This is a genomic window from Streptomyces hyaluromycini, assembly GCF_002217755.1.
GTDB lineage: Bacteria > Actinomycetota > Actinomycetes > Streptomycetales > Streptomycetaceae > Streptomyces > Streptomyces hyaluromycini.
This window is the reverse complement of sequence record NZ_BCFL01000028.1, coordinates 88,063-109,072: the sequence shown is the minus strand read 5'-3', so window position 1 is coordinate 109,072 and position 21,010 is coordinate 88,063. Positions and strand designations below refer to the sequence as shown.

24 protein-coding genes and 1 riboswitch are annotated in these 21,010 nt (G+C 71.1%); of the genes, 13 read left to right on the top strand and 11 right to left on the bottom strand.

Annotated features, from left to right (window positions below; all coding sequences use genetic code 11):
- Positions 1-57: 57 nt before the first annotated feature.
- From bioD to bioB, 3 genes are read right to left on the bottom strand one after another with little or no spacing between them, the layout of a single operon-like run.
- Positions 58-774, bottom strand: coding sequence for a dethiobiotin synthase (gene bioD / locus SSP29_RS37935; protein WP_089105460.1), 717 nt, complete (start codon positions 772-774; stop codon positions 58-60).
- A 2-nt stretch (positions 775-776) separates the two neighbouring features.
- Positions 777-2,057 carry an adenosylmethionine--8-amino-7-oxononanoate transaminase gene (locus SSP29_RS37930; RefSeq protein ID WP_089105459.1) on the bottom strand — a complete coding sequence of 427 codons (1,281 nt, stop codon included), beginning with the start codon at positions 2,055-2,057 and terminating at the stop codon, positions 777-779.
- A complete protein-coding gene (bioB, locus tag SSP29_RS37925; protein WP_089105458.1) occupies positions 2,050-3,291 on the bottom strand; it encodes a biotin synthase BioB in 1,242 nt (413 codons plus the stop codon). Before bioB ends, SSP29_RS37930 begins: the two co-directional genes overlap by 8 nt.
- 147 nt (positions 3,292-3,438) lie before the next feature.
- Between bioB and SSP29_RS37920 the strand changes: the two genes are divergently transcribed.
- Complete coding sequence (locus tag SSP29_RS37920) at positions 3,439-4,566, top strand: 8-amino-7-oxononanoate synthase (RefSeq protein WP_089105457.1); 1,128 nt, start codon at positions 3,439-3,441, stop codon at positions 4,564-4,566.
- A gap of 126 nt (positions 4,567-4,692) precedes the next feature.
- Here SSP29_RS37920 and SSP29_RS37915 read toward each other — a convergent pair whose 3' ends face one another.
- On the bottom strand, positions 4,693-4,920 hold the full coding sequence (locus tag SSP29_RS37915) for a DUF397 domain-containing protein (RefSeq protein ID WP_089105456.1): 228 nt from the start codon (positions 4,918-4,920) through the stop codon (positions 4,693-4,695).
- A gap of 9 nt (positions 4,921-4,929) precedes the next feature.
- Positions 4,930-5,790 carry a helix-turn-helix domain-containing protein gene (locus SSP29_RS37910; protein WP_089105455.1) on the bottom strand — a complete coding sequence of 287 codons (861 nt, stop codon included), beginning with the start codon at positions 5,788-5,790 and terminating at the stop codon, positions 4,930-4,932.
- A gap of 211 nt (positions 5,791-6,001) precedes the next feature.
- Here SSP29_RS37910 and SSP29_RS37905 point away from each other — a divergent pair, with 211 nt between their 5' ends.
- On the top strand, positions 6,002-6,460 hold the full coding sequence (locus SSP29_RS37905; RefSeq protein WP_089105661.1) for an ATP-binding protein: 459 nt from the start codon (positions 6,002-6,004) through the stop codon (positions 6,458-6,460).
- 268 nt (positions 6,461-6,728) lie between these two features.
- On the opposite strand, the gene SSP29_RS37900 is transcribed toward SSP29_RS37905, so the two are convergent.
- The 3 genes from SSP29_RS37900 to SSP29_RS37890 form a co-directional block, all read right to left on the bottom strand.
- The gene (locus SSP29_RS37900) at positions 6,729-7,202 is read right to left on the bottom strand and encodes a C40 family peptidase (RefSeq protein WP_089105454.1); all 474 of its coding nucleotides are present in this window, start codon (positions 7,200-7,202) and stop codon (positions 6,729-6,731) included.
- A 3-nt stretch (positions 7,203-7,205) separates the two neighbouring features.
- A riboswitch (cyclic di-AMP (ydaO/yuaA leader) is annotated at positions 7,206-7,387 on the bottom strand.
- A gap of 364 nt (positions 7,388-7,751) precedes the next feature.
- A complete protein-coding gene (locus tag SSP29_RS37895; protein WP_046730013.1) occupies positions 7,752-8,060 on the bottom strand; it encodes a hypothetical protein in 309 nt (102 codons plus the stop codon).
- A 7-nt stretch (positions 8,061-8,067) separates the two neighbouring features.
- Complete coding sequence (locus tag SSP29_RS37890; protein WP_089105453.1) at positions 8,068-8,703, bottom strand: ATP-dependent Clp protease proteolytic subunit; 636 nt, start codon at positions 8,701-8,703, stop codon at positions 8,068-8,070.
- Between the two features lie 139 nt (positions 8,704-8,842).
- On the opposite strand from SSP29_RS37890, the gene SSP29_RS37885 reads away from it, so the two are divergent.
- Complete coding sequence (locus tag SSP29_RS37885) at positions 8,843-9,133, top strand: type II toxin-antitoxin system Phd/YefM family antitoxin (RefSeq protein ID WP_089105452.1); 291 nt, start codon at positions 8,843-8,845, stop codon at positions 9,131-9,133.
- A 69-nt stretch (positions 9,134-9,202) separates the two neighbouring features.
- Here SSP29_RS37885 and SSP29_RS37880 read toward each other — a convergent pair whose 3' ends face one another.
- Positions 9,203-9,886: an SDR family oxidoreductase gene (locus tag SSP29_RS37880; protein ID WP_089105451.1), complete on the bottom strand. Its 684-nt coding sequence runs from the start codon at positions 9,884-9,886 to the stop codon at positions 9,203-9,205.
- A 73-nt stretch (positions 9,887-9,959) separates the two neighbouring features.
- Between SSP29_RS37880 and SSP29_RS37875 the strand changes: the two genes are divergently transcribed.
- From SSP29_RS37875 to SSP29_RS37840, 8 genes are all read left to right on the top strand, one after another.
- Positions 9,960-10,532 carry a TetR/AcrR family transcriptional regulator gene (locus tag SSP29_RS37875; protein WP_089105450.1) on the top strand — a complete coding sequence of 191 codons (573 nt, stop codon included), beginning with the start codon at positions 9,960-9,962 and terminating at the stop codon, positions 10,530-10,532.
- Between the two features lie 163 nt (positions 10,533-10,695).
- Positions 10,696-10,998, top strand: coding sequence for an urease subunit gamma (locus SSP29_RS37870; RefSeq protein ID WP_037782101.1), 303 nt, complete (start codon positions 10,696-10,698; stop codon positions 10,996-10,998).
- 11 nt (positions 10,999-11,009) lie between these two features.
- On the top strand, positions 11,010-11,321 hold the full coding sequence (locus tag SSP29_RS37865; RefSeq protein ID WP_089105449.1) for an urease subunit beta: 312 nt from the start codon (positions 11,010-11,012) through the stop codon (positions 11,319-11,321).
- A complete protein-coding gene (locus SSP29_RS37860; RefSeq protein WP_089105448.1) occupies positions 11,314-13,035 on the top strand; it encodes an urease subunit alpha in 1,722 nt (573 codons plus the stop codon). The genes SSP29_RS37865 and SSP29_RS37860 overlap by 8 nt, the downstream gene beginning before the upstream one ends.
- Positions 13,036-13,050: 15 nt before the next feature.
- Complete coding sequence (locus SSP29_RS37855) at positions 13,051-13,728, top strand: urease accessory protein UreF (RefSeq protein ID WP_089105447.1); 678 nt, start codon at positions 13,051-13,053, stop codon at positions 13,726-13,728.
- Between the two features lie 181 nt (positions 13,729-13,909).
- The gene (gene ureG / locus SSP29_RS37850; protein ID WP_089105446.1) at positions 13,910-14,590 is read left to right on the top strand and encodes an urease accessory protein UreG; all 681 of its coding nucleotides are present in this window, start codon (positions 13,910-13,912) and stop codon (positions 14,588-14,590) included.
- Complete coding sequence (locus SSP29_RS37845) at positions 14,587-15,348, top strand: urease accessory protein UreD (RefSeq protein ID WP_089105660.1); 762 nt, start codon at positions 14,587-14,589, stop codon at positions 15,346-15,348. Before ureG ends, SSP29_RS37845 begins: the two co-directional genes overlap by 4 nt.
- A 130-nt stretch (positions 15,349-15,478) precedes the next feature.
- Complete coding sequence (locus SSP29_RS37840; RefSeq protein ID WP_174856041.1) at positions 15,479-17,083, top strand: alpha/beta hydrolase; 1,605 nt, start codon at positions 15,479-15,481, stop codon at positions 17,081-17,083.
- An 83-nt stretch (positions 17,084-17,166) separates the two neighbouring features.
- Here SSP29_RS37840 and SSP29_RS37835 read toward each other — a convergent pair whose 3' ends face one another.
- Both SSP29_RS37835 and SSP29_RS37830 read right to left on the bottom strand, forming a co-directional pair.
- Complete coding sequence (locus tag SSP29_RS37835; RefSeq protein ID WP_089105445.1) at positions 17,167-17,892, bottom strand: lysophospholipid acyltransferase family protein; 726 nt, start codon at positions 17,890-17,892, stop codon at positions 17,167-17,169.
- Between the two features lie 533 nt (positions 17,893-18,425).
- Positions 18,426-18,854 carry a nitroreductase family deazaflavin-dependent oxidoreductase gene (locus SSP29_RS37830; RefSeq protein ID WP_089105444.1) on the bottom strand — a complete coding sequence of 143 codons (429 nt, stop codon included), beginning with the start codon at positions 18,852-18,854 and terminating at the stop codon, positions 18,426-18,428.
- A gap of 174 nt (positions 18,855-19,028) precedes the next feature.
- Between SSP29_RS37830 and SSP29_RS37825 the strand changes: the two genes are divergently transcribed.
- Together SSP29_RS37825 and SSP29_RS57080 are read left to right on the top strand one after the other, a co-directional pair.
- Entirely contained in the window at positions 19,029-19,562 is a 534-nt protein-coding gene (locus SSP29_RS37825) for a MarR family winged helix-turn-helix transcriptional regulator (protein ID WP_167450092.1), read from the top strand.
- Between the two features lie 530 nt (positions 19,563-20,092).
- Positions 20,093-21,010 (top strand): NADP-dependent oxidoreductase (locus SSP29_RS57080; protein ID WP_089105442.1); only part of this gene is annotated, 918 nt, incomplete at its 3' end.

Here is a 21,010-nt window from a genome sequence, read left to right as displayed (position 1 = left end):
GCGGGGAACTGCGCGACCAGCCACGATGGCGCCGCACTCGACCGACGCGGCCTGCCCCTAAGGCGCTACCCGCCCCCGAAACGCCTCCGCGTCCCAGCTCCCGTCCAGCCGCGCCGACAGCCAACTCGGCGCCATCGCACGGAAGTCGGCGGGCGCCAGCGCCCCGGCCCCGGCCGGCACCGCACCCAGCAGCGGCGCCCCGGCCACTTCCGGAAGGTCAGCGACATTGCAACGCGACGCCAGATCCGGGGAACCGGGCCAGCTGCCGATCACCACACCCAGCAACTCCAGCTCCCGGGCCCGCAGTTCACGGGCCGTCAGCTCGGTCGTGTTCAGCGTGCCAAGACCGGCCGACGCCACCACCAGCACCGGCGCGTTCAGCAGTCGGGCCGCGTCCGCCAGCGTGCCGCCCGCCGCGTCGAACCGCACGAGCAGGCCGCCCGCGCCCTCGACCAGCACCAGCTCGTGCTCGGTGGCCAGCTTCGCGGCGGCCTCCGCCACGTCCTGCGGATGCACGGGGGCCATCCCCGCCCTGCGGGCCGCCGTGCCCGGCGCCAACGGCTCGGGGAAGCGGGCCACTTCGGACGCCGTCACGGCACCCGCGAGCCGCGCGACCTCCTCGGCGTCCCCGCGCTCGTCCGGTCGTACCCCCGTCTGCGCGGCTTTCAGGACCGCCACCGAACGGCCCGCCGCGACCGCGGCGGCGGCGACCGCGGCCGTGGTGACCGTCTTGCCGACCTCCGTGCCCGTCCCCGTGATCACCAGGATCGGCATGCTCATCCCTCCCGCGCGGCGGCGCACACCGCACGCGCGATCCGTGCCACGTCCGCGTCACCCGTGACGTACGGCGGCATCGTGTACACCAGGTCGCGGAACGGCCGCAGCCACACGCCCTGGCGCACCGCGGCGGCCGTCGCGGCCTTCATGTCGACTTCGTGGTCGAGCTGGACGACCCCGATGGCGCCGAGGATCCGCACGTCCCGCACGCCGGGGATCTCCCGGGCGGGCGCCAGGCCCTCCCGCAGCCCCGCCTCGATCCGCTTGACCTCCGCGAGCCAGTCCTGGCCCAGCAGCAGCCCGAGCGAGGCGCAGGCCACCGAGGCCGCGAGCGGGTTGGCCATGAACGTCGGCCCGTGGGCCAGCACCGGCACCTCGCCCCGCGAGATCCCCTCGGCCACCCCGGGCGTGCACAGGGTCGCCGCCATCGTCAGATAGCCGCCGGTCAGCGCCTTGCCCACGCACATCACGTCCGGGGTGACGGCCGCGTGGTCCGCCGCGAACAGCGCGCCGGTACGCCCGAAGCCGGTCGCGATCTCGTCGAACACCAGCAGCACGTCGTGCGCGTCGCAGGCCTCGCGCAGCACCCGCAGGTAGGCGGGGGAGTGGAAGCGCATCCCGCCGGCGCCCTGCACCACCGGCTCCACGATCACCGCGGCCAGCTCGTGCGCGTGCCGCTCGATCATCGACCGCAGATGCCCGGCGTACGACTCCTCGTACTCCGCCGGCGGCGCGTCGGCGAACACCTGCCGGGGCAGCACCCCGGACCAGAGCTCGTGCATCCCGCCCTCGGGGTCGCAGACCGACATCGGCTGCCAGGTGTCCCCGTGGTAGCCGCCGCGCCAGGTCAGCAGGCGCTGCTTGGCGGGGCGGCCGAGGGAGCGCCAGTACTGCAGGCACATCTTCACCGCGACCTCGACCGACACGGACCCCGAGTCGGCGAGGAAGACATGCTCCAGGCCGGCGGGCGTGATGTCGACGAGGAGCTTCGCCAGGCGGACGGCGGGCTCGTGGGTGAGCCCGCCGAACATCACATGACTCATCCGGCCGAGCTGGTCGTGCGCGGCCTCGTTGAGCACCGGGTGGTTGTAGCCGTGGATCGCCGACCACCACGACGACATGCCGTCGACCAACTCGCCCGAGCCGTCCGCGAGCCGCAGCCGGACCCCGCTCGCCGATTCCACGACGAGCGGCTCGGCCCGGCCGGGCATCGGACCGTACGGATGCCAGACGTGCCGGCGGTCGAGGTCCAGCAGCTCCGGGACGCTCAGGTCAGGCATTGGGCGCGAGGTCCGTTCCGGCACCCCGGCGGCGGACGGCGACCAGGTCGGTGCGCGGCTCGTTGGCGGGGACGGTCACCGCCTCGGCCGCACCTTCGTGGGAACCGCACACCGACCCGCACCCGGCACCCTCGCCCGCGTGCGCCCCGCAGCCCGCGCCCTCCGCCCCGTGCGACCCGCACCCGGCACCCTCGGCCCCGTGCGATCCGCAGCCGCCCCCCTGGACCTCGGCCCGGTGCTGCGGCAGCGTCACCTCGTCGGCGCCCTCCACCACGAACCCGGCGTCCGCGATCATCTCCAGGTCGGCCTGGCCGGCCTGGCCCTCGGTGGTCAGGTAGTCGCCGAGGAAGATCGAGTTGGCCAGGTGCAGCGCGAGCGGCTGCATGGTGCGCAGATGGACCTCGCGGCCGCCCGCGATCCGCACCTCCACGTCGGGGCAGACGAACCGCACCATCGCCAGGATGCGCAGGCAGCGCTGCGGGGTGAGGTTCCACTCCTTGGCCAGCGGGGTGCCCTCGACCGGGATCAGGAAGTTCACCGGAACGGAGTCCGGGTCCAGCTCGCGCAGCGAGAAGACCACGTCGACCAGGTCCTCGTCGGTCTCGCCCATGCCGGCGATCAGGCCGGAGCAGGCCGACAGCCCCGCCGCGTGCGCCTTGTTGACCGTGTCCACCCGGTCGGCGTACGTGTGCGTGGTCGTGATGTCCCCGTACGTTCCCTCGGACATGTTGAGGTTGTGGTTGTAGGCGTCCGCACCCGCCTCGCGCAGCCGCTCCGCCTGGCCGTCGGAGAGCAGGCCGAGGCAGGCGCACACCTCGACGCCCTCGTTCTGCTCCTTGATGGCCTTGATGGTGCCCGCGACCCGGTCCACGTCCCGGTCGGTCGGACCGCGTCCGCTGGCCACCAGGCAGACCCGCTTGGCGCCCCCGGCCAGGCCCGCGGCGGCCGCCTTCGAGGCCTCGTCGGGCTTCAGCCAGCTGTACTTCAGGATCCCGGTGGAGGAGCCGAGCCGCTGCGAGCAGTAGGAGCAGTCCTCCGGACACAGGCCCGACTTGAGGTTGACCAGGTAGTTGAGTTTCACGCGCCGTCCGAACCAGTGCCGGCGCACCTTGCCGGCCGCGGCCACCACGTCGAGCACGTCGTCGTCGGAGGTCGCCAGTACGGCGAGCGCTTCCTCGCGGGTCGGCAGCTCGCGCCGAAGCCCCTTGTCCACCAGCGTGTTCAGCAGGTCCATGAGAGCCGATCCTGTACTACGAGGCTGCTCCGGGCCAAGGAGAGTTTGCACAACCCTGTCAGTTCAACGTGTGGGTATTGCCACACGGTGGGTGCCTGATGGTCCCGCTAGGGTCTGTCCACTGCCTACAAAATCACCGGAGGGGCCATGGCGTTCGGCTGGATCGACGATCAGGCGGAGCAGCGCCGCCGCGCCGGACTCGTACGGACCCTGCGCCCCCGCCCCGCCGACTCGCCGCTGCTGGACCTGGCGAGCAACGACTACCTGGGCCTCGCCCGCCATCCGGAGGTCGCCGAGGGCGCGGCCGCGGCGGCCCGGACCTGGGGCGGCGGCTCCACCGGCTCCCGGCTGGTGACCGGCACCACCGAACTCCACACCGAACTGGAGCGGGAGCTGGCCGGATTCTGCGGGTTCGAGGCCGCCCTGGTCTTCTCCTCCGGCTACGCGGCCAACCTGGCCGCCGTCACCGTGCTCGGCCCGCACGGCTCCCTGATCGTCTCCGACGCGCTCAACCACGCCTCCCTGATCGACGGCTGCCGGCTGGCCCGGGGCACCACCCAGGTCGTCGGGCACGCCGACCCGGACGCCGTGCGCAAGGCGCTCGGGACCCACGAGGGGCCCGCGGTGGCCGTCTCCGACACGGTGTTCTCGGTCGACGGGGACGCGGCACCGCTGGCCGCGCTGGCCGAGGCGTGCCGGGAGCACGGCGCCGGGCTGCTGGTCGACGACGCGCACGGGCTCGGGGTCCTCGGGGACGGCGGGCGGGGCGCGCCGTACGCGGCCGGGCTCTCCGGGGCCGACGACGTGGTGGTCACGGCGACCCTGTCGAAGTCGCTGGGCAGCCAGGGCGGGGTGGTGCTGGGCCCGGCCCGGGTGATCGACCATCTGGTCAACGCGGCCCGGACCTTCATCTTCGACACCGGCCTGGCCCCGGCCGCGGCGGGCGCGGCGCTGGCGGCCCTGCGGCTGCTGCGCCGTGAGCCCGGGCGCGCGGCCCGGGCCCGCGAGGTGGCCGCGGAACTGCACGCACGGCTGACCGCCGCGGGTCTGGAAGCGGTGCGTCCGGACGCCGCGGTGGTCTCCGTGCGGGCCCCGTCCCCGGAGCAGGCCGTGCAGTGGGCGGCCGACTGCCGGACGGCAGGCCTGACCGTGGGCTGTTTCCGTCCGCCGTCGGTGCCGGACGGCATCTCACGGCTCAGGCTGACCGCCCGTGCGGACCTCTCCGGGGCCGAGATCGAACGCGCTGTACGTGTGATCGGCGAGACACGACCATGAGTCGGCGTGACACGGCCGGGCCTGGCTCGCAAGCGGATACGGAGTCGGTCATGGAACGGCTTGGCGTCTGATCAGTTTCATTCTGATCGATTTCGTTCGAATCTGATCAGACTCTTCTTGGGCTGATCAGTCGGCGAGCGCGGTCACGAAACCCGTCCAGCTCTCGGGGGAGAAGAGCAGGGCGGGTCCGGCCGGAGCCTTGGAGTCGCGCACGGCGAGCAGTCCGGCCGACGGGCCGGAGCGCGGCCGTGCCGTCTCCACACAGTTGTTCGCTCCGGTGCTGTAGCTGCTGCGCAGCCACCGCAATCCGTGCAGATCAGCACTTGAAGGTACGTTCCGAGGCAGTGCGGTCATGGTGCCTCCTTACGTGCCGTCAGCTATCACGGCGATGTAATCCAGCGAGTCCTCGGGCGAAAGGGCGTGGATCCGAAGCGTGTCGAAGGCCTCTGTGTAGGCCTGGAGGTCTTCTTTCCGCTCCAGGTAGAGGCTACTCGTCAGCTGGTCGATAACAACCACGTCCAGATCAGAAGTGCTCGGAAATGAGAAGATTACGAAAGGTCCGGTGATGCCGACATGCGCCCCGGCCGCGAACGGCAGCACCTGGAGCCGTACTTGGGGCAACCGGGCGGCCTCCATCAGCCGCGCCAGCTGCCGCGCCATCACACCGGGACCGCCCACCTCCCGGCGCAGTACCGCCTCGTCCAGGACCGCGCTCAGCTCCAGCGGCGGATCGTTGTGCAGCACGTCCTGCCTGGCCAGACGCACCTCCACCAGGGCGTCCAGGGCCTCGTCGTCCCGCCCGTCCACGGCGGCCCGGGTCACCGCACGCGCGTACTCCGGGGTCTGCAGCAGCCCCGGCACGACCGAGGTCTCCAGTGTGCGCATGGCGCTGGCCTGCGACTCCAGGCTGATGAAATCCCGGTAGGCGGGCGGCAGTACCCCGCGGTAGGCGTGCCACCAGTGGTGCCGTCCCGCCGTGTCCTCCGACCCCGCCAACACCAGGAGCAACTCGCGCAGTTGCCCCTCGACCACACCGTAGGCGTCCAGGAGTAACCGCACATCGGCCGGTTTCACACCGCTGGCGCCGGTCTCGATCCGGCTCACTTTCGACTGATGCCAGCCCACCAGACGGGCGGCCTCACCGCTCGTGAGGCCGGCGCCGGTGCGCAGTGTGCGCAGTTCGGCGCCCAGTTTCCGGCGGCGTACCGCGGGACCGTTCTGCATGGGCTACTCCTTACTCCTTCCGAGCCGCCCAAATACGGTCTGAGGTAGCAGAGTTCACCGCTTCGAGCGACAGATATATGCATATCTTGGTGGATCGCTCCCCTGACCGGCCCGGTAATGGCAGTCTGGCGAAGAAGCACCAGTCCGGGACCGTACTCGAACCATCCGCACTGTGTCGGACTCCGGTCCCGAGGAAAGGGACGACGTCGCCATGGCAGACCACCTGGAAGCATCCGTCACCCTGCCGAGCGATCCCGCCTCGGTCTCCACGGCCCGCTCCTATGTGCTGGACATCCTCGCGGAGTGGGGACTGCCACCGGAGACGGAGACCGCGGACACCATCCGGCTCATCGTCTCCGAACTCGCCACCAACGCCGTGCAGCACACCTTCGGGCAGTCACCCACCTTCACGGTGGACCTCGTGCTCGACCGTGACGAACAGCTGCGCATCGGCGTCACGGACAGTCATCCGCGCTTCCCCAAGAGACTTCCCGCCGCGGTCCAGCAGGACAACGGGCGCGGCATGGTCATCATCCGCTGGCTGACCGCCGAGTGCGGCGGCAAGCTCAGGGTGCGCCCCACCCGGGAGGGTGGCAAGACCGTCTCCATCGAACTTCCCTGGACGGTCCCGACCCCGACCGTCACCGCGGCCGGCCAGCAGGAGCCTTAGGGCCTGTCCAGCGGACCCAGCCGCAGACGCGGAGTGTGCCACGCACTCCCCCAGAGGGGGGTACCCCCAGCCGCGTTGTCGTCGGTCGCCGACATCCCCCAGCCTTCGGCCGGGAGGTGCCCCCACCGTGTCGACTCCCTCCTCCGCCTTGCAGCTGCACGCACCACACCCCGCTCACCGGCACTGATAGCCGCCGCCGATTTTCTGCGGCTTGGCCCGCCGGACAGGCCCTAGCCCTGGACCCCTGCCGGCCGGTCGCTGGAGCGGGTCAGCTGACCCGGCCGTACCAGACGCTCCGGGTCCAGATCTTCTGGAGCCTCACCACGTCCCCGGTCTTCGGGGCGTGCCAGATCTTTCCCTTCCCGGCGTAGATGCCGACGTGGTACACGCTGGATCCCGAGTGGAAGAAGACCAGGTCCCCGGCCTTGCGGTTGCCGGCCGAGATGTGACGGGTCTTGTTGTACTGCTGGGCCGCCGTACGGGGCAGGCTCTTGCCGGCCTTCTTGAACGAGTACAGCGTGAGCCCGGAGCAGTCGAACCTGTTCGGCCCGGTGGCGCCCCACCTGTAGGGCGCGCCCTTCTTCGAGGCGGCGACCTGAAGTGCCTTCGTCGCCATCGTGGCGGCCGAGGCGTCGGAGGCGACACCCGGGATCACGATCGAGCCGCCCACGGCGGCGATGGTCAGCGCCGAGGCCGTGCCGGCCCGGGCCATCAGCGACGGAACACGATTGAGCGCATTCATGCGCAACCCTTCGTCAGCCGCCTGTGAAGGATGACCTGTCGGATTCGGGCTGGCGAAGTTGCCCGGCCGTGTTGCCACGGCTTCACCCCAAGGGCTGCTCGGTCCGGTCGTGGTGTGACCGTTCCGGCGACCCGTCGTGCTTGGGTCCTCCACTCCTGCCGATGCACTTCTGTCGACGGGTCAATCCGGGCGGCGGCAGGACTCGGCGTCCGCCCGGACCGCCCCGCCGCTGTGGCGGGGGCTTGTCGTCAGACAGGGATCTTCACTCACTCGTGTCCGAAAATCCCAACGGAATCGGGGATTTGTGGGGTTACTCACCACCCACCCGTTCGGGTGGACAACTCTGTGTTCGATTCTCCGTCAACTGCCCTGCGTAGCCCCGGACCTGCGCGGAAGCCGCTCAAGGGCACCCCCGCACGGGCGGGTTGAGCGGCCTGTGCGGGAAGGTAAAACCACGCCACACTCCGCCGAACGGCGGTAACTCCTTTGGATCGTTTCGACTCGGGCCCGGTCGCGCCGTCGACGCACGGGACCGGAGTCCGCCGGGTGTCACCGTACGCAGTCCGGCGGGAGTGCGACGCGAGCGGTCCGGCGCTCACCGTCGAGCACCCGCAACGCCCGTGCCAGCGTGTCCCCGTGAAGCTCCGTCTCGCCCCGGCGATGCATCAGGGCCAGCGCGTCGCGCAGCTCGGACGCCGCGCGCACCAGCGCCTGCGCGGCGCGCAGCCCGCGGTAGGTGTCCTCGTTCTGCGCCGGATTGATCCGGCCCAGCAGGTCCACCACGTCCAGGTAACGGTCGATCAGCTCGCCCTCGGCGCGGGTCAGTGCGGGCAGCGGCGGGAGTTCCGGCGGCAGCATCGGCGGCTCACCCCGCGTCCGGCAGACCGAGCGAGGCCCGGCGGCTGGGCACGACCCGGTCCACCAGCCCGTAGGCCAGTGCTTCTTGCGCGTCCAGGACCAGGTCCCGCTCCAGATCCCGGTGCACCTGCTCCGGGGTGCGCCCGGTGTGCCGGGCGAGCATCCCTTCGAGCAGTGTCCGGACCCGGTCCAACTCCTCGGCCCGGATGATCAGATCACTCGGCTGGCCCTGCACCGGCTCCGGCAGCGACGGCTGCTGGAGCACGATGCGTGCGCCGGGCAGCACGGACCGCTTGCCCGGTGTGCCGGCCGCGAGCAGTACCGCCGCCGAGGCCCCGGCCTGCCCGAGGCAGATCGTCTCCACGTCACAGCTCACGTACTGGACCGTGTCGTAGATCGCGGCCATCGCGCTGAACGACCCGCCCGGGGAGTTGATGTACAGCGAGATGTCCCGCTCCGGAGCCGCGTGCTCCAGATGCATGAACTGCGCCATCACGTCGTTGGCCGAGGTCTCGTCGACGGGCGTGCCGAGAAAGACGATCCGCTCCTCCAGGAGCTTCGAGTACGGATCCAGGGTGCGCTGCCCCGTGGCCGTGCGTTCCGTGAACTCGGGCAGAACATAGCGGGCGGACGGTCGGGTCATGGCGTACCCCTCCTCGTGGCTGGGCGTCTCGACGGCCGAGCTCTCTGTAAAAAATGTACAGGACGTACATACGCTGGGACAGGGATTCCGCTGTCGCCGAACACGAGGCGTTGTCCGGGGTGCCCCTTAAGCTGGGTTCATGGCCTACGAGATTCCGGTGACCCAAGCCAGGGCTGAGCTCGCCGAACTGATCAACCGGGTGGTGTACGGCGGTGAGCGCGTCGTCGTGACGCGCCACGGCAAGCCCCTGGTCGCCCTCGTCTCCGCCGCCGACCTCGAACGCCTCGAAGGGCTCCCGGAACCCGCCGAGGAGCACGTGGACCACGTGGTCAGCGCGGTCTCCGCGGTCCGCGAGCCCGCCGCCGCCGCACGCCCCGAACGCGGCCGCTTCGGCATCGCGGCGGAGCACCGGGGGGCTGCGGGCTCCTGACCGCCGGCATGACGTCGGCCCTCCCCCGGAGCGTCCGGAGGAGGGCCGATCGGGTGTCACGGGACGTCGTCAGGCGACGGTGAATCCTCCGTCGACCGGCAGGACCGAGCCGGTCACGTAGGTGGCGTCCACGAGATAGCGGATGGCGGCGGCGACATCCTCGGGGCGCCCCACCCGTCCGGCCGGCACCGTCTCCGCGGCCGCCGCGAACTGCGCCTGCCGCTGCTCCCGGGGCAGGAAGTCCCACCAGGGCGTGTCGACGGCGCCCGGCGACACCGCGTTCACCCGAACGGGCGCGAGCTCGGCCGCCAGTGGTGAAACCATCCGCTCTATCGCACCGTTGACCGCCGCCAGGGCCACCGTCCCGGCCAGCGCCGAGCGCGCCGTGGAGGCCGAGACCAGCGTGATCGAGCCGGTCACCCGTGCGCGCTGGACGGCGAACAGGTAGGGGAAGAGCTTCCCGTCGAACGCCGCCCTGACGTCCGCGAGCCCGATGTCCGCCAGCGGGCCGAGGCCCGCCGCCCCCGGGCTGAACGCGAGCACCAGATGGTCGAAGGGCCCGGTCCGGTCGAAGAACGCCGCGACCGCCTCCTCCGACGTGCTGTCCACCTGTTCCGCCGCCACGACCTCTTTGACGGCGGCCAGCCTCTCCGGATTGCGCCCGGTGACGATCACCTCGGCGCCGTCGTCCGCCAGCCTCCGGGCGGTGGCCAGACCGATGCCGGAAGTCCCACCCATGATCACAACGCGCATGCTCGACCTCTTTTCGGAACGCCACGTCTCGTTATTAGATTATCGAGACGTGGCGTCTTGTAAAGTGGGTTCCATGACGAGTGAGCGACGGCAGGGCCGGCCGCGCAGCGAGGAGTCGCGGCGCGCGATCCTCGCTGCGGCCATGGACGGCTTGCAGGAGCACGGCTATGCCGGGCTGACCATCGAGGGCATCGCCGCCCGCGCGGGCGTGGGCAAGCAGACGATCTACCGCTGGTGGCCGTCCAAGGCCGACGTCGTGCTCGACGCCATGCTCGACCTGGCGGAGACCGAGATCGCCGTCCCGGACGAGGGGTCGCTCCCCGCCGACCTCACGGCTTTCCTGACCGCCACGTTCCGGCAGCGCGGCCGGCGGCCGGTCCTGATCGGGCTGATGGCCCAGGCCCTGCTCGACCCGGTCTTCGCGGTGGCGTTCCGGGAACGGTTCCTGTTCAGCCGCCGCGCCGCCCTCGGCGAACTCCTCGAACGGGCCAAGGCGCGCGGCGAGATCGCCGCCGGCCTGGACCCCGAACTGCTCACCGACGTCGTCTACGGCGTGCTCTGGTACCGCCTGCTCCTCGACCACGCACCCCTCGACGAGGCGGCGGGCCGGCAGCTGGCGGATCTGGTGGTCCGCGCGGTGCGCTGAACGCCGTTCCAGCGGCCGCTCGGCGCGACCACGGCCCGGTTAACGTCGTTGAAACTCCGGCGAACTAGCCTGCCCATCCACGCCACCAGCGGTTTTGTGTCCGGACGGGTGGCTGCGGCAACCGGACCCCGCACGGTCCGGAGCGAGGACTGTGAGGTGGGACGTGCAACTGACCCCGCACGAGCAAGAGAGGCTGCTGATCCATGTGGCCGCCGACGTCGCCGAGAAGCGCCGGGCCCGCGGGCTCCGCCTGAACCACCCCGAGGCGGTCGCCCTCATCACGTCGCACATCCTCGAAGGGGCCCGTGACGGCCGTACCGTCGCCGAACTCATGGCCTCCGGGCGCAAGCTGCTCACCAGGGACGACGTCATGGAGGGCATCCCCGAGATGATCCACGACGTCCAGGTCGAGGCGACCTTCCCGGACGGCACCAAGCTCGTCACCGTCCACGACCCGATCGTCTGAGGGGGCCGCCGATGATTCCCGGAGAGATTCTCTTCGCCGATGAGCCCGTCGTATTCAATGCGGGCCGCGAGGTCACCCGGATGACCGTCCTCAACGCCGCCGACCGGCCCGTCCAGGTCGGCTCCCACTACCACTTCGCCGAGGCCAACCCCGGACTGGAGTTCGACCGGGACGCGGCGCGCGGCAAGCGGCTGAACGTCGCCGCCGGCACCGCCGTCCGCTTCGAGCCCGGCATCCCCGTCGACGTCGAACTCGTCCCGCTCACCGGCGCCCGTGTGGTCCCCGGGCTGCGCGGCGAGACCGGAGGTGCCCTCGATGCCTGAGATCTCCCGCGCCGCCTACGCCGACCTGTTCGGGCCGACCACCGGTGACCGGATCCGGCTCGCCGACACCGACCTGATCGTCGAGATCGAGGAGGACCGCTCCGGCGGGCCCGGACTCGCCGGGGACGAGGCGGTCTTCGGCGGCGGCAAGGTCATCCGCGAGTCCATGGGCCAGTCGCGCGCTACGCGCGCAGACGGCACCCCCGACACGGTCATCACGGGTGCCGTGATCATCGACCACTGGGGCGTCGTCAAGGCCGACATCGGCATCCGCGACGGCCGGATCACCGGCATCGGCAAGGCCGGCAACCCCGACACCATGGACGGCGTCCACCCCGATCTGGTGATCGGCCCCGAGACCGAGGTCATCGCCGGCAACGGGCGCATCCTCACCGCGGGCGGCGTCGACGCGCACGTCCACTTCATCTGCCCGCAGATCGCCGACGAGGCGCTGACGGCGGGCATCACCACGCTGGTGGGCGGCGGCACCGGCCCCGCCGAGGGGTCCAAGGCGACCACCGTCACCCCCGGCCCCTGGCACCTCGCCCGGATGCTGGAGGCGATGGAGCAGTACCCCCTCAACATCGGCTTCCTCGGCAAGGGCAACACCGTCTCGCACGAGGCCATGCTCTCCCAGATCCGGGGCGGGGCACTGGGCCTGAAGCTGCACGAGGACTGGGGCTCCACCCCGGCCGTCATCGACGCCTCCCTGACCGTCGCCGACCGGACGGGCATCCAGGTCGCCATCCACACGGACACGCTGAACGAAGCGGGATTCGTCGCGGACACCCTCGCCGCGATCGGCGGGCGGGGGATCCACGCGTACCACACCGAGGGCGCGGGCGGCGGGCACGCCCCCGACATCATGACCGTCGTCTCCGAACCGCATGTGCTGCCGAGTTCGACGAACCCGACCCGGCCGTACACGGTGAACACCGCCGAGGAACACCTCGACATGCTGATGGTGTGCCACCACCTCAACCCGGCGGTGCCCGAGGACCTGGCCTTCGCCGAGTCGCGGATCCGGCCGTCGACCATCGGCGCGGAGGACATACTCCACGACCTCGGCGCGATCTCCATCATCTCCTCCGACGCACAGGCCATGGGCCGCGTGGGCGAGGTGATCCTGCGGACCTGGCAGACCGCGCACGTGATGAAGCGGCGCCGGGGCGCGCTGCCGGGCGACGGGCGGGCCGACAACCACCGGGTACGGCGGTACGTCGCCAAGTACACGATCAACCCGGCCCTCGCGCAGGGGCTGGCCAGGGAGATCGGCTCGGTGGAGACCGGGAAGCTCGCCGACCTCGTGCTCTGGGAGCCCGCGTTCTTCGGGGTCAAGCCGCACCTCGTCCTCAAGGGCGGGCAGATCGCCTACGCCCAGATGGGCGACGCCAACGCGTCGATCCCGACGCCCCAGCCGATCCTGCCGCGCCCGATGTACGGGGCGATCGGGCGGGCACCGGCCGCCAACTCCTTCAACTTCGTCGCCCCGTTGGCGATCGAGGACGGGCTGCCGGAGCGGCTGCAGCTCGGGAAGCGGTTCGTCGCCATCGAGTCGACCCGTGGGGTGACCAAGGCGGACATGCGGGAGAACGACGCGCGTCCCGGCGTCCGGGTCGATCCCGACAGCTTCGCCGTGTACATCGACGGGGAACTGGTCGAGGCGACACCTGCCGCGGAACTGCCCATGGCCCAGCGCTACTTCCTGTTCTGAGAGCCGAGGTCTGTGATGTCCCGGGCAGCGTTGTTGGTGCTGGCCGACGGCCGCTTCCCCGCCGGAGGGCATGCGCACTCCGGCGGGGCGGAGGCGGCCGTCAAGGCCGGGCGGATCACGGGGACCGCGAGCCTGGAGGAGTACTGCCGGGGGCGGCTGCACACGGCCGGGCTGGTGGCCGCGGCGTTCGCCGCGGCTGCGGTACTCGGCGCGGAGGTACGGGAGCTGGACTCGGCGGCCGATGCGCGGACGCCGTCGGCCGCGCTGCGGGGTGCGGCGCGCAGGCTCGGACGGCAGCTGCTGCGGGCCGCGCGGGTGGCCTGGCCGACGGCCGAACTCGACGCCCTGGCACGGGAGTTCCCCAAGGGGGCCCATCAGCCGGTGGTGTTGGGGGTGGTGGCCAGGGCGGCGGGGCTCTCGGCGCAGGACGCGGCCTACTGCGCGGCGTACGAGTGCGTGAGCGGGCCGGCCACGGCGGTGGTGCGGTTGCTGAGTCTGGATCCGTTCGAGGCGACGGGGGTGCTCGCCCGGTTGACGACGGAGGTGGACCGGGTGGCCGACCGGGCGGTGGAGGCGGCGCGGGAGGTGGTCGCGGGGGCGGGGGTCGATGCGTTGCCTGCGGCTTCGGCGCCGTTGATGGAGATCGGGGCGGAGTGGCATGCGGGGTGGGCGGTGCGGTTGTTCGCGTCGTAGGGGGCCCGGGGCGGAGCCGCTGCCGGATGCAGCGCCCCCGCCGCCCCTGCCCGTCCCGTCCCGGGGGCTGCCGCCCCCGGACCCCCGCTTCGGCCTGAACGGCCTCGTCCTCAAACGCCGGACGGGCTGGGAGTTGCAGGACAGGCCGATCGGAAGGCCAAGTATTACTAAGGAGCCGTACATGCATCTCGACCGCGACCACCATCACGGTCCCGTCGCCCTCAGTGCCGACGCCCACCGGGCCGACGGGTCCCGCCGCGCCCTCCGTATCGGGCTCGGCGGTCCTGTCGGGTCCGGTAAGACCGCCACCGTCGCCGCCCTGTGCCGGGCCCTGCGCGACAAGCTGTCCCTCGCCGTCGTCACCAATGACATCTACACCCGCGAGGACGCCGAATTCCTGCTCAGGGAGGCCGTGTTGCCGCCGGAGCGGATCACCGCCGTGGAGACGGGGGCCTGTCCGCACACCGCGATCCGGGACGACATCTCGGCCAATCTGGAAGCCGTGGAGGACCTGGAGGACGAGGTCGGGCCACTGGACCTCATCCTCGTCGAGTCCGGCGGGGACAATCTCACCGCCACCTTCTCCAAGGGGCTCGTGGACGCGCAGATCTTCGTGATCGACGTGGCGGGAGGCGACGACATCCCGCGGAAGGGCGGCCCGGGGGTCACCACCGCCGACCTGCTCGTCGTCAACAAGACCGACCTCGCCCCCTACGTCGGGTCGGATCTGGCGCGGATGGCCGCCGACGCCAAGGCGCAGCGGGCCGAACTGCCGGTCGTCTTCCAGTCGTTGCGTAGCGAGACCGGCGTCACGGACGTGGCCGCGTGGGTGCGGGAGCGGCTCGCCGCATGGACCGCATGACGCTCACCGGGGTACACGCGACCGCTCGGATCGTCGCCCGGGACGACGGGCGGGGCGGCACCTCGCTCCCGGTGCTGGAGGGCGAGGGGCCGCTCGCGCTGCGGCGCACCCGGGGGAGCGGGGCCGAGGCGCGGGTGATGGTCGTCGGGGCGATGAGCGGGCCGCTCGGCGGGGACCGGTTCGGGATCGAGGCCCGGGTCGAGGACGGGGCCCGGCTCGGTGTCGGGTCGGCCGCCGCGACCATCGCCCTGCCGGGGCAGGGGAAGGAGGAGGCCCGGTACGACGTCCGGCTCGATGTCGCCGACGGCGGTGAACTGCGGTGGCTGCCCGAGCAGTTGATCTCGGCCAGGGGGAGTGATCTGCGCGTCTCCACGCGTGTCGACGTCGGGGCCCGGGGGCGGCTCGTGCTGCGGGAGGAGCAGGTGCTCGGGCGGGTCGGGGAGGAGCCCGGCCGGCTCGGCAGCCGGCTCACCGTGCGCGTGGCGGGAAGAGCCGTACTGGATCAGGAACTGGCCTGCGGGCCCGGGGCACTCGGCGGCTGGGACGGGCCCGCGGTGCTGGCGGGACATCGCGCGGTGGGGCAACTCGTCGTCGTGCGGCCGGAGTTCGCGGTGGAGCCGATGGCGGCGCGGATGCTGGGGGAGTGCGCCGCGCTCACTCCGCTCGCCGGGCCCGCCGTGTTGGTGAGTGCGGTGGCGGGCGATGCGCTGCGCCTGCGCCGGGTACTGGACGAGGCGTTGGCCCAGTTGGGCGGGTGATCCGCTCAGCGGGACGCGGGAGTCCGGTTATCGGATTGGTAAAGACGCCTGTCAGGCCCTGTCCTCAGGGACCTCACAGCCGGAAGGATCCCCCCTGACCATTCGTAACCATGTACGGGGAGGGGCCCACTTGAGGGACAACTTCAGATCGAGGAGCCGGGTGCTGGCGCTCGGCTCGGCCGGAGCGCTCGTCACGGCCAGCCTGATCACCGGAGCGCTCGCGGCACCCGCCGCCGGCGCCGAGGCCCGGCACGGCGGCCAGGACCGCGCACAGCAGGGCGCGGCGATCGCGGCCGAACGGGCCGCGAAGGCCGGGATCGACTGGGCCGACTGCCCGGCCGACTGGGCTCTGACCAAGCCCGTCCAGTGCGGTTGGGTCAGCGTGCCGCTCGACTACACGAACCCCTACGGCAAGCAGATCAGGCTCGCCGTCGACCGAATAGGCAGCACGGGGACGTCGGCCGAGCGCCAGGGCGCGCTCGTCTACAACCCCGGCGGCCCCGGCGGCTCGGGGATGCGCTTCCCGCTGCGGGTCACCAACAAGAACCCCCTGTGGGTCAACGCCTCCAAGGCGTACGACTTCGTGGGCTTCGACCCGCGCGGTGTCGGCCACTCGGCGCCCATCTCCTGCGAGGACCCGCAGGAGTTCGTGAAGGCCCCCAAGGCCGACCCGGTGCCGGACACCGAGGCCGACAAGACCGCGCAGCGCAAGCTCGCCGAGCAGTACGCGGACGGCTGCGCCGAGCGCACCGGCCGCGCGATGCTCCAGCAGATGACCACCGCGAACACCGCCCGCGACCTGGACGTCATCCGGGCCGCGCTCGGCGAGAAGAAGCTCAACTACCTCGGTGTCTCCTACGGCACCTACCTCGGCGCGGTGTACGGGACGCTGTTCCCGGGGCACGTCCGCCGGATGATCGTCGACAGCGTCGTCAACCCGTCGCGGAAGAACATCTGGTACCAGGCCAACCTGGACCAGGACGTCGCCTTCGAGGGCCGCTGGAAGGACTGGGAGGACTGGGTCGCCGCGCACGACTCCGCCTTCCACCTGGGGACCACGCGGGACGCCGTCCAGGCGAAGTGGCTCCGGCTGCGTGCCACCGCCAAGGCGAACCCGATCGGCGGGGTCGTCGGACCGGCCGAGCTGATCGGCTTCTTCCAGAGCGCGCCGTACTACGACTCCTCGTGGGTCCCGGTCGCCACGGTGTTCAGCAAGTACTTCGCCGGTGACACCCAGGCCCTGGTCGACGCGGCCGCCCCGGACCTGACCGACACCGCCGGCAACATCACCTCGGAGAACGGCAACGCCGTCTACACCGCCGTCGAGTGCACCGACGCCAAGTGGCCCACCAGCTGGAAGAAGTGGGACCGCGACAACACCGAGCTCAACACGCAGTACCCGTTCATGACCTGGGCCAACGCATGGCTGAACCTGCCGTGCGCCACCTGGCCGGTCAAGCAGCAGACCCCGGTGAACGTCAAGACCCACAAGGGTCTGCCGCCGGTGCTGATCGTGCAGTCCACGCGTGACGCCGCCACCCCGTACCCCGGCGCCGTCGAACTGCACCAGCGCTTCAAGGGCTCCCGTCTCATCACCGAGCAGGGCGCCGGTTCGCACGGCGTGACCGGCCTGGTCAACCCGTGCATCAACAGCCGCGTCGACACCTACCTGCTCACCGGCCAGCTGGACAGCGCGGACGTCACCTGCGGCCCGCACGCCACCCCGCAGCCGTAACGCTCCCGTACGACGGCGAGGGGCGGCCGGAAAACTCCGGCCGCCCCTCGCCCCACCTGGGGGACCTCAACGCCCGTACGGCCTCAACTGAGCGGCGCACGCGGGAACTTGCGCTCCTTCTCGCCCTTCGCCGCCGCCTGCCCGGCCTTGACGACGGCCGCGTACTCGTCGACGTACTCCTGCTCGGACAGGGTCAGGATGGCGTACATGATCTCGTCGGTGATGGCACGCAGGACGGCCTTCTCGTGCTCCATCCCGGCGTAGCGGGAGAACTCGAGGGGCTTGCCGAAGCGGATCACGACGGGGTGGATGTTCGGGATGACCTTGCCGGGCGGCTGTGCCTCGAACGTGCCGATCATCGCGCAGGGGATCACCGGGACACCGGCCCGCAGCGCCATCACGGCGACCCCGACCTTGCCCTTGTACAGGCGGCCGTCGTGTGAGCGTGTGCCCTCCGGATAGATGCCGAGCAACTCGCCCTTGCTCAGGACCCCGAGCCCTTCCCGGATCGCGGCCTGGCCCGCCTCCTTGCCGGAGCGGTCCACGGGGATCTGCCCGGCGCTGCGGAAGAAGAAGGCGGTCAGCCGGCCCTTCACCCCGGGCCCCGTGAAGTACTCGGCCTTGGCCAGGAAGGTGATGCGCCGTTTGAGGACGGCCGGCATCAGGAAGTGGTCGGCGAAGGAGAGATGGTTGCCGGCGACGATGGCCGGTCCCGACGGCGGCACATGTTCCAGGCCCTCGATCCGCGGCCGGAACACCACTCTCAGCAGCGGCCCCAGCAGTACGTACTTGAGCAGGTAGTAGAACACGGCTCGCCCCTCACTTCACCAGCTCCCCTGCGAGCTGGTGTTATCCCAGGTCAGTATTTGTTGCACGGCAGTTGGCCCATGCGCGCCCGTGGTCATCTGCCGCCACGTTCAGCCGGCCTGGACCGCCGTTCTGCGGGAGCGACTCCTTCTTGCGTGCCACGTGGCTCTCGTATCCTTACGCCATTGGCCGGCTGATGCGTGGGACTTCGGCGGCGGCTGTGCTCGGGGGCTTCAATGTACCGGGGGACATGCGCGGTCGAGTATTTCTGGATCTTCGGTCAGTGTCCCAGCGATACGAGGGCGAGTCACTACGAGCGGACACCCGGGCCTGCCGCGCATCGTCCGCGGCCCACGTAGGAGAACCGCCCCTACGTCGCCGAGGTCACCGCGTGAGCAAGCCGAAGGAGAGCTGGTCATGAGCACGTTCCCCACGGCACAGGCCGTGCGGACCACGCCCGAGAGGCTGCTGTGGGAGCCGGGTGTTCGCTCGGTGCACGCGCGTCGGCGGAGCGGTCTTGTCCTCAGGTTCTGGGTCACGCCCGGTCAAGTTCGAGAACAGGGATGGTGCGGACTCCCGCGGTTCGGCGTGCGTACTCGGCGAAGCCCGGGTAGCGCCGCGCTTGCTCGGCGTAGACGCGGTCGCGTTCAGCGCCGGGCAATTCGCGGACCGTCACCCGGTATGTCTCGGTTCCGCGTTCGACAGTGCCGCCACCGGCGGCAGCCAAGTTGTAGTACCAGTCCGGGTTGGCGGGTGCTCCGCCCCTGGTCGCGAAGACGTAGATGATGCCCGGCTCGGTCTCGTGCGGAAGGTACATCACCGGGCTGACGTACTCTCGCCCGCTCCTGCGGCCGTGGTGGTGCAACAGGACGATCGGAGCGCCCTCGAAAACCCCGCCGACCTTGCCCTCGTTCGCTCGGAACTCCGCGATGGTCCTCGCGTTCCGGTCGAGCGCGTCGCTCATGTCGAACTCCTGTTGTTCGCGATACCGGGGCATGCGCTTGCGCGATTTTTGTTTCCATGTAAACAAGTCCAGGCTATTTCGGCGGTGAGTTACATGTCAACGAAAGTGGGAGAGGGCAGGTGGGAGCGGCATCGGCCGGCGGTACGTGTCGGCGCCCCGGGTAGGCTCGGCCGTATGGATCAGGAGCGGCTGGACGAGCGGGAGACCCGGGCCTGGATCGCGTTCCAACGCATGCGCATCGAGGTCAACGAGGTGCTCGCCCGGCGGTTGGCGCGCGACTTCGGGCTGACCGAGGCGGACTTCGTGATCCTGTTGAGGTTGTCCAGAACTCCGGAGTACAGGCTGCGCGCCCGCGACATGGCGGTCGCGCTGCACTGGGAACGCAGCCGTCTCTCGCGCCAGGTCTCTCGGATGGAGGCTCGCGGCACGGTCACGCGCGCACCGAGTGAGGGTGACGCCCGTGGCTACGACGTCGTGCTGACCGATGCGGGCCGGGTCGCGTTCCAGGCCGCCTGGCCGGCTTGGGTGGAGGGAATCCGCCACTGCTTCGCCGATGTGCTCTCCCGGGAACAACTCGACGCCCTCACCGGCATCGCCGAGGCGATCGACGCCCACTACAGCGCGCAGCACTGCTCCGGCGCCGAGACGATCGACAGTCACTACAGCTCGGCCCTGCCCGGGAACGCTGAACGCCCCGGCGCGGGCTGACGGTGTCGGCGCGGTAGCGGTAGCGGTAGCGGTAGCGGTAGCGGCAGCGGCTGGTGCTGAGCGCTGCGCGGAGGGGGATTCGCTCGAATCGGCCTGCCTGGGACGCGGCGAAGCCACTGATGCATTGAACTGAGGCCGGACCGGGCCGGAACACGCGGCGGCGACGGCAACGGCCGGGACGGCCCCGGTGGCCGGAACGGGGTCCTGATCGCGTGCCCCGACGTGCATGGGCATGCGGCTGCCGATATCCGAGCCCCGGCGCCGCCGACTGCCATGTCGCGGGCCCGCGGCCGGTACTCCGGGCTTCCGGACAACCTCGACAGGATCACGCAGGCCGCCTCGGTCGGCCCGAAGTCGCGCGCCGCCCGCAGGGCCATCCGGGTTTGTTGACATGTAACCCTTTGCCTCCTAGGGTGAAACTGGTTTGTTTACATGGCAACGAATGGGAGCGGCGGAGACCCGGGCGTGGCAGGACGAGACCGCCTGGGGTGCTGCCGGGCGGGTGCCAGTCGAATGGAGATGCGGAGATCATGCCAAAGGCGGTCAGGTACGACGAGTTCGGCGGAATCGACGTGTTGCGGGTCGACGACGTGGAACGCCCGGTGCCCGCGGACGGACAGGTCCTCGTGCGGGTCAAGGCGGCCGGCATCAACCCCAGCGAGGCGGCCATCCGCACCGGAGCGGTGGCGCGGATATTCCCGTCGACGTTCCCGTCCGGGCAGGGCAGCGACCTCGCCGGGGTCATCGAGGAGGTCGGCACCGGGGTCGGCGGATTCTCGCCCGGCGACGAGGTGATCGGGTTCAGCAACAAGCGGGCCTCCCAGGCCGAGCTGGTCCTGGTCGAGGCCGGCGACCTCACGCGCAAGCCGGAGAAGGTCTCATGGGAGGTGGCCGGCAGCCTGTACGTCGTCGGCGTGACCGCGTGGGGGGCGGTGCACGCCGTTCGGCCCGAGGAGGGCGAGACCGTCGTCATCTCCGGAGCCGCCGGGGGCGTCGGCTCGCTGGCCGTTCAGATCGCGCGCCGGACCGGGGCCACGGTCATCGGCCTGGCCGGTCAGGGCAACCACGAGTGGCTGAAGAGCCACGGCGTGATCCCGGTCGCCTACGGTGACGGAGTCGCGGACCGGATCAGGGCCGCCGCGCCGAGCGGCGTCGACGCCTTCGTCGACACCTTCGGCCAGGGGTACGTCGAGTTGGCCCTCGCCCTCGGTGTCGCGGCCGAGCGGATCGATACCATCGCCGATTTCGCGGCCGCGGCGAAGTACGGGGTGAAGACCGACGGGGGGAGCGCAGCCGGGCCCGGCGCCGAGGTGCTCGCCGAACTGGCCGGCCTGATCGCCGACGGACATCTTGAGGTGCCCATCGCGAACGTCTACCCGCTGGCGCAGGTCCGAGAGGCCTACACCGAGCTCGAACGCCGCCACACCCACGGCAAGATCGTCCTCAGG

Coding starts and splice junctions, on each gene's coding strand:
- bioD (WP_089105460.1), bottom strand. CDS start 774: ATGCCGATCCTGGTGATCACGGGGACGGGCACGGAGGTCGGCAAGACG.
- SSP29_RS37930 (WP_089105459.1), bottom strand. CDS start 2,057: ATGCCTGACCTGAGCGTCCCGGAGCTGCTGGACCTCGACCGCCGGCAC.
- bioB (WP_089105458.1), bottom strand. CDS start 3,291: ATGGACCTGCTGAACACGCTGGTGGACAAGGGGCTTCGGCGCGAGCTG.
- SSP29_RS37920 (WP_089105457.1), top strand. CDS start 3,439: ATGGCGTTCGGCTGGATCGACGATCAGGCGGAGCAGCGCCGCCGCGCC.
- SSP29_RS37915 (WP_089105456.1), bottom strand. CDS start 4,920: ATGACCGCACTGCCTCGGAACGTACCTTCAAGTGCTGATCTGCACGGA.
- SSP29_RS37910 (WP_089105455.1), bottom strand. CDS start 5,790: ATGCAGAACGGTCCCGCGGTACGCCGCCGGAAACTGGGCGCCGAACTG.
- SSP29_RS37905 (WP_089105661.1), top strand. CDS start 6,002: ATGGCAGACCACCTGGAAGCATCCGTCACCCTGCCGAGCGATCCCGCC.
- SSP29_RS37900 (WP_089105454.1), bottom strand. CDS start 7,202: ATGAATGCGCTCAATCGTGTTCCGTCGCTGATGGCCCGGGCCGGCACG.
- SSP29_RS37895 (WP_046730013.1), bottom strand. CDS start 8,060: ATGCTGCCGCCGGAACTCCCGCCGCTGCCCGCACTGACCCGCGCCGAG.
- SSP29_RS37890 (WP_089105453.1), bottom strand. CDS start 8,703: ATGACCCGACCGTCCGCCCGCTATGTTCTGCCCGAGTTCACGGAACGC.
- SSP29_RS37885 (WP_089105452.1), top strand. CDS start 8,843: ATGGCCTACGAGATTCCGGTGACCCAAGCCAGGGCTGAGCTCGCCGAA.
- SSP29_RS37880 (WP_089105451.1), bottom strand. CDS start 9,886: ATGCGCGTTGTGATCATGGGTGGGACTTCCGGCATCGGTCTGGCCACC.
- SSP29_RS37875 (WP_089105450.1), top strand. CDS start 9,960: ATGACGAGTGAGCGACGGCAGGGCCGGCCGCGCAGCGAGGAGTCGCGG.
- SSP29_RS37865 (WP_089105449.1), top strand. CDS start 11,010: ATGATTCCCGGAGAGATTCTCTTCGCCGATGAGCCCGTCGTATTCAAT.
- SSP29_RS37860 (WP_089105448.1), top strand. CDS start 11,314: ATGCCTGAGATCTCCCGCGCCGCCTACGCCGACCTGTTCGGGCCGACC.
- SSP29_RS37855 (WP_089105447.1), top strand. CDS start 13,051: ATGTCCCGGGCAGCGTTGTTGGTGCTGGCCGACGGCCGCTTCCCCGCC.
- ureG (WP_089105446.1), top strand. CDS start 13,910: ATGCATCTCGACCGCGACCACCATCACGGTCCCGTCGCCCTCAGTGCC.
- SSP29_RS37845 (WP_089105660.1), top strand. CDS start 14,587: ATGACGCTCACCGGGGTACACGCGACCGCTCGGATCGTCGCCCGGGAC.
- SSP29_RS37830 (WP_089105444.1), bottom strand. CDS start 18,854: ATGAGCGACGCGCTCGACCGGAACGCGAGGACCATCGCGGAGTTCCGA.
- SSP29_RS37825 (WP_167450092.1), top strand. CDS start 19,029: ATGGATCAGGAGCGGCTGGACGAGCGGGAGACCCGGGCCTGGATCGCG.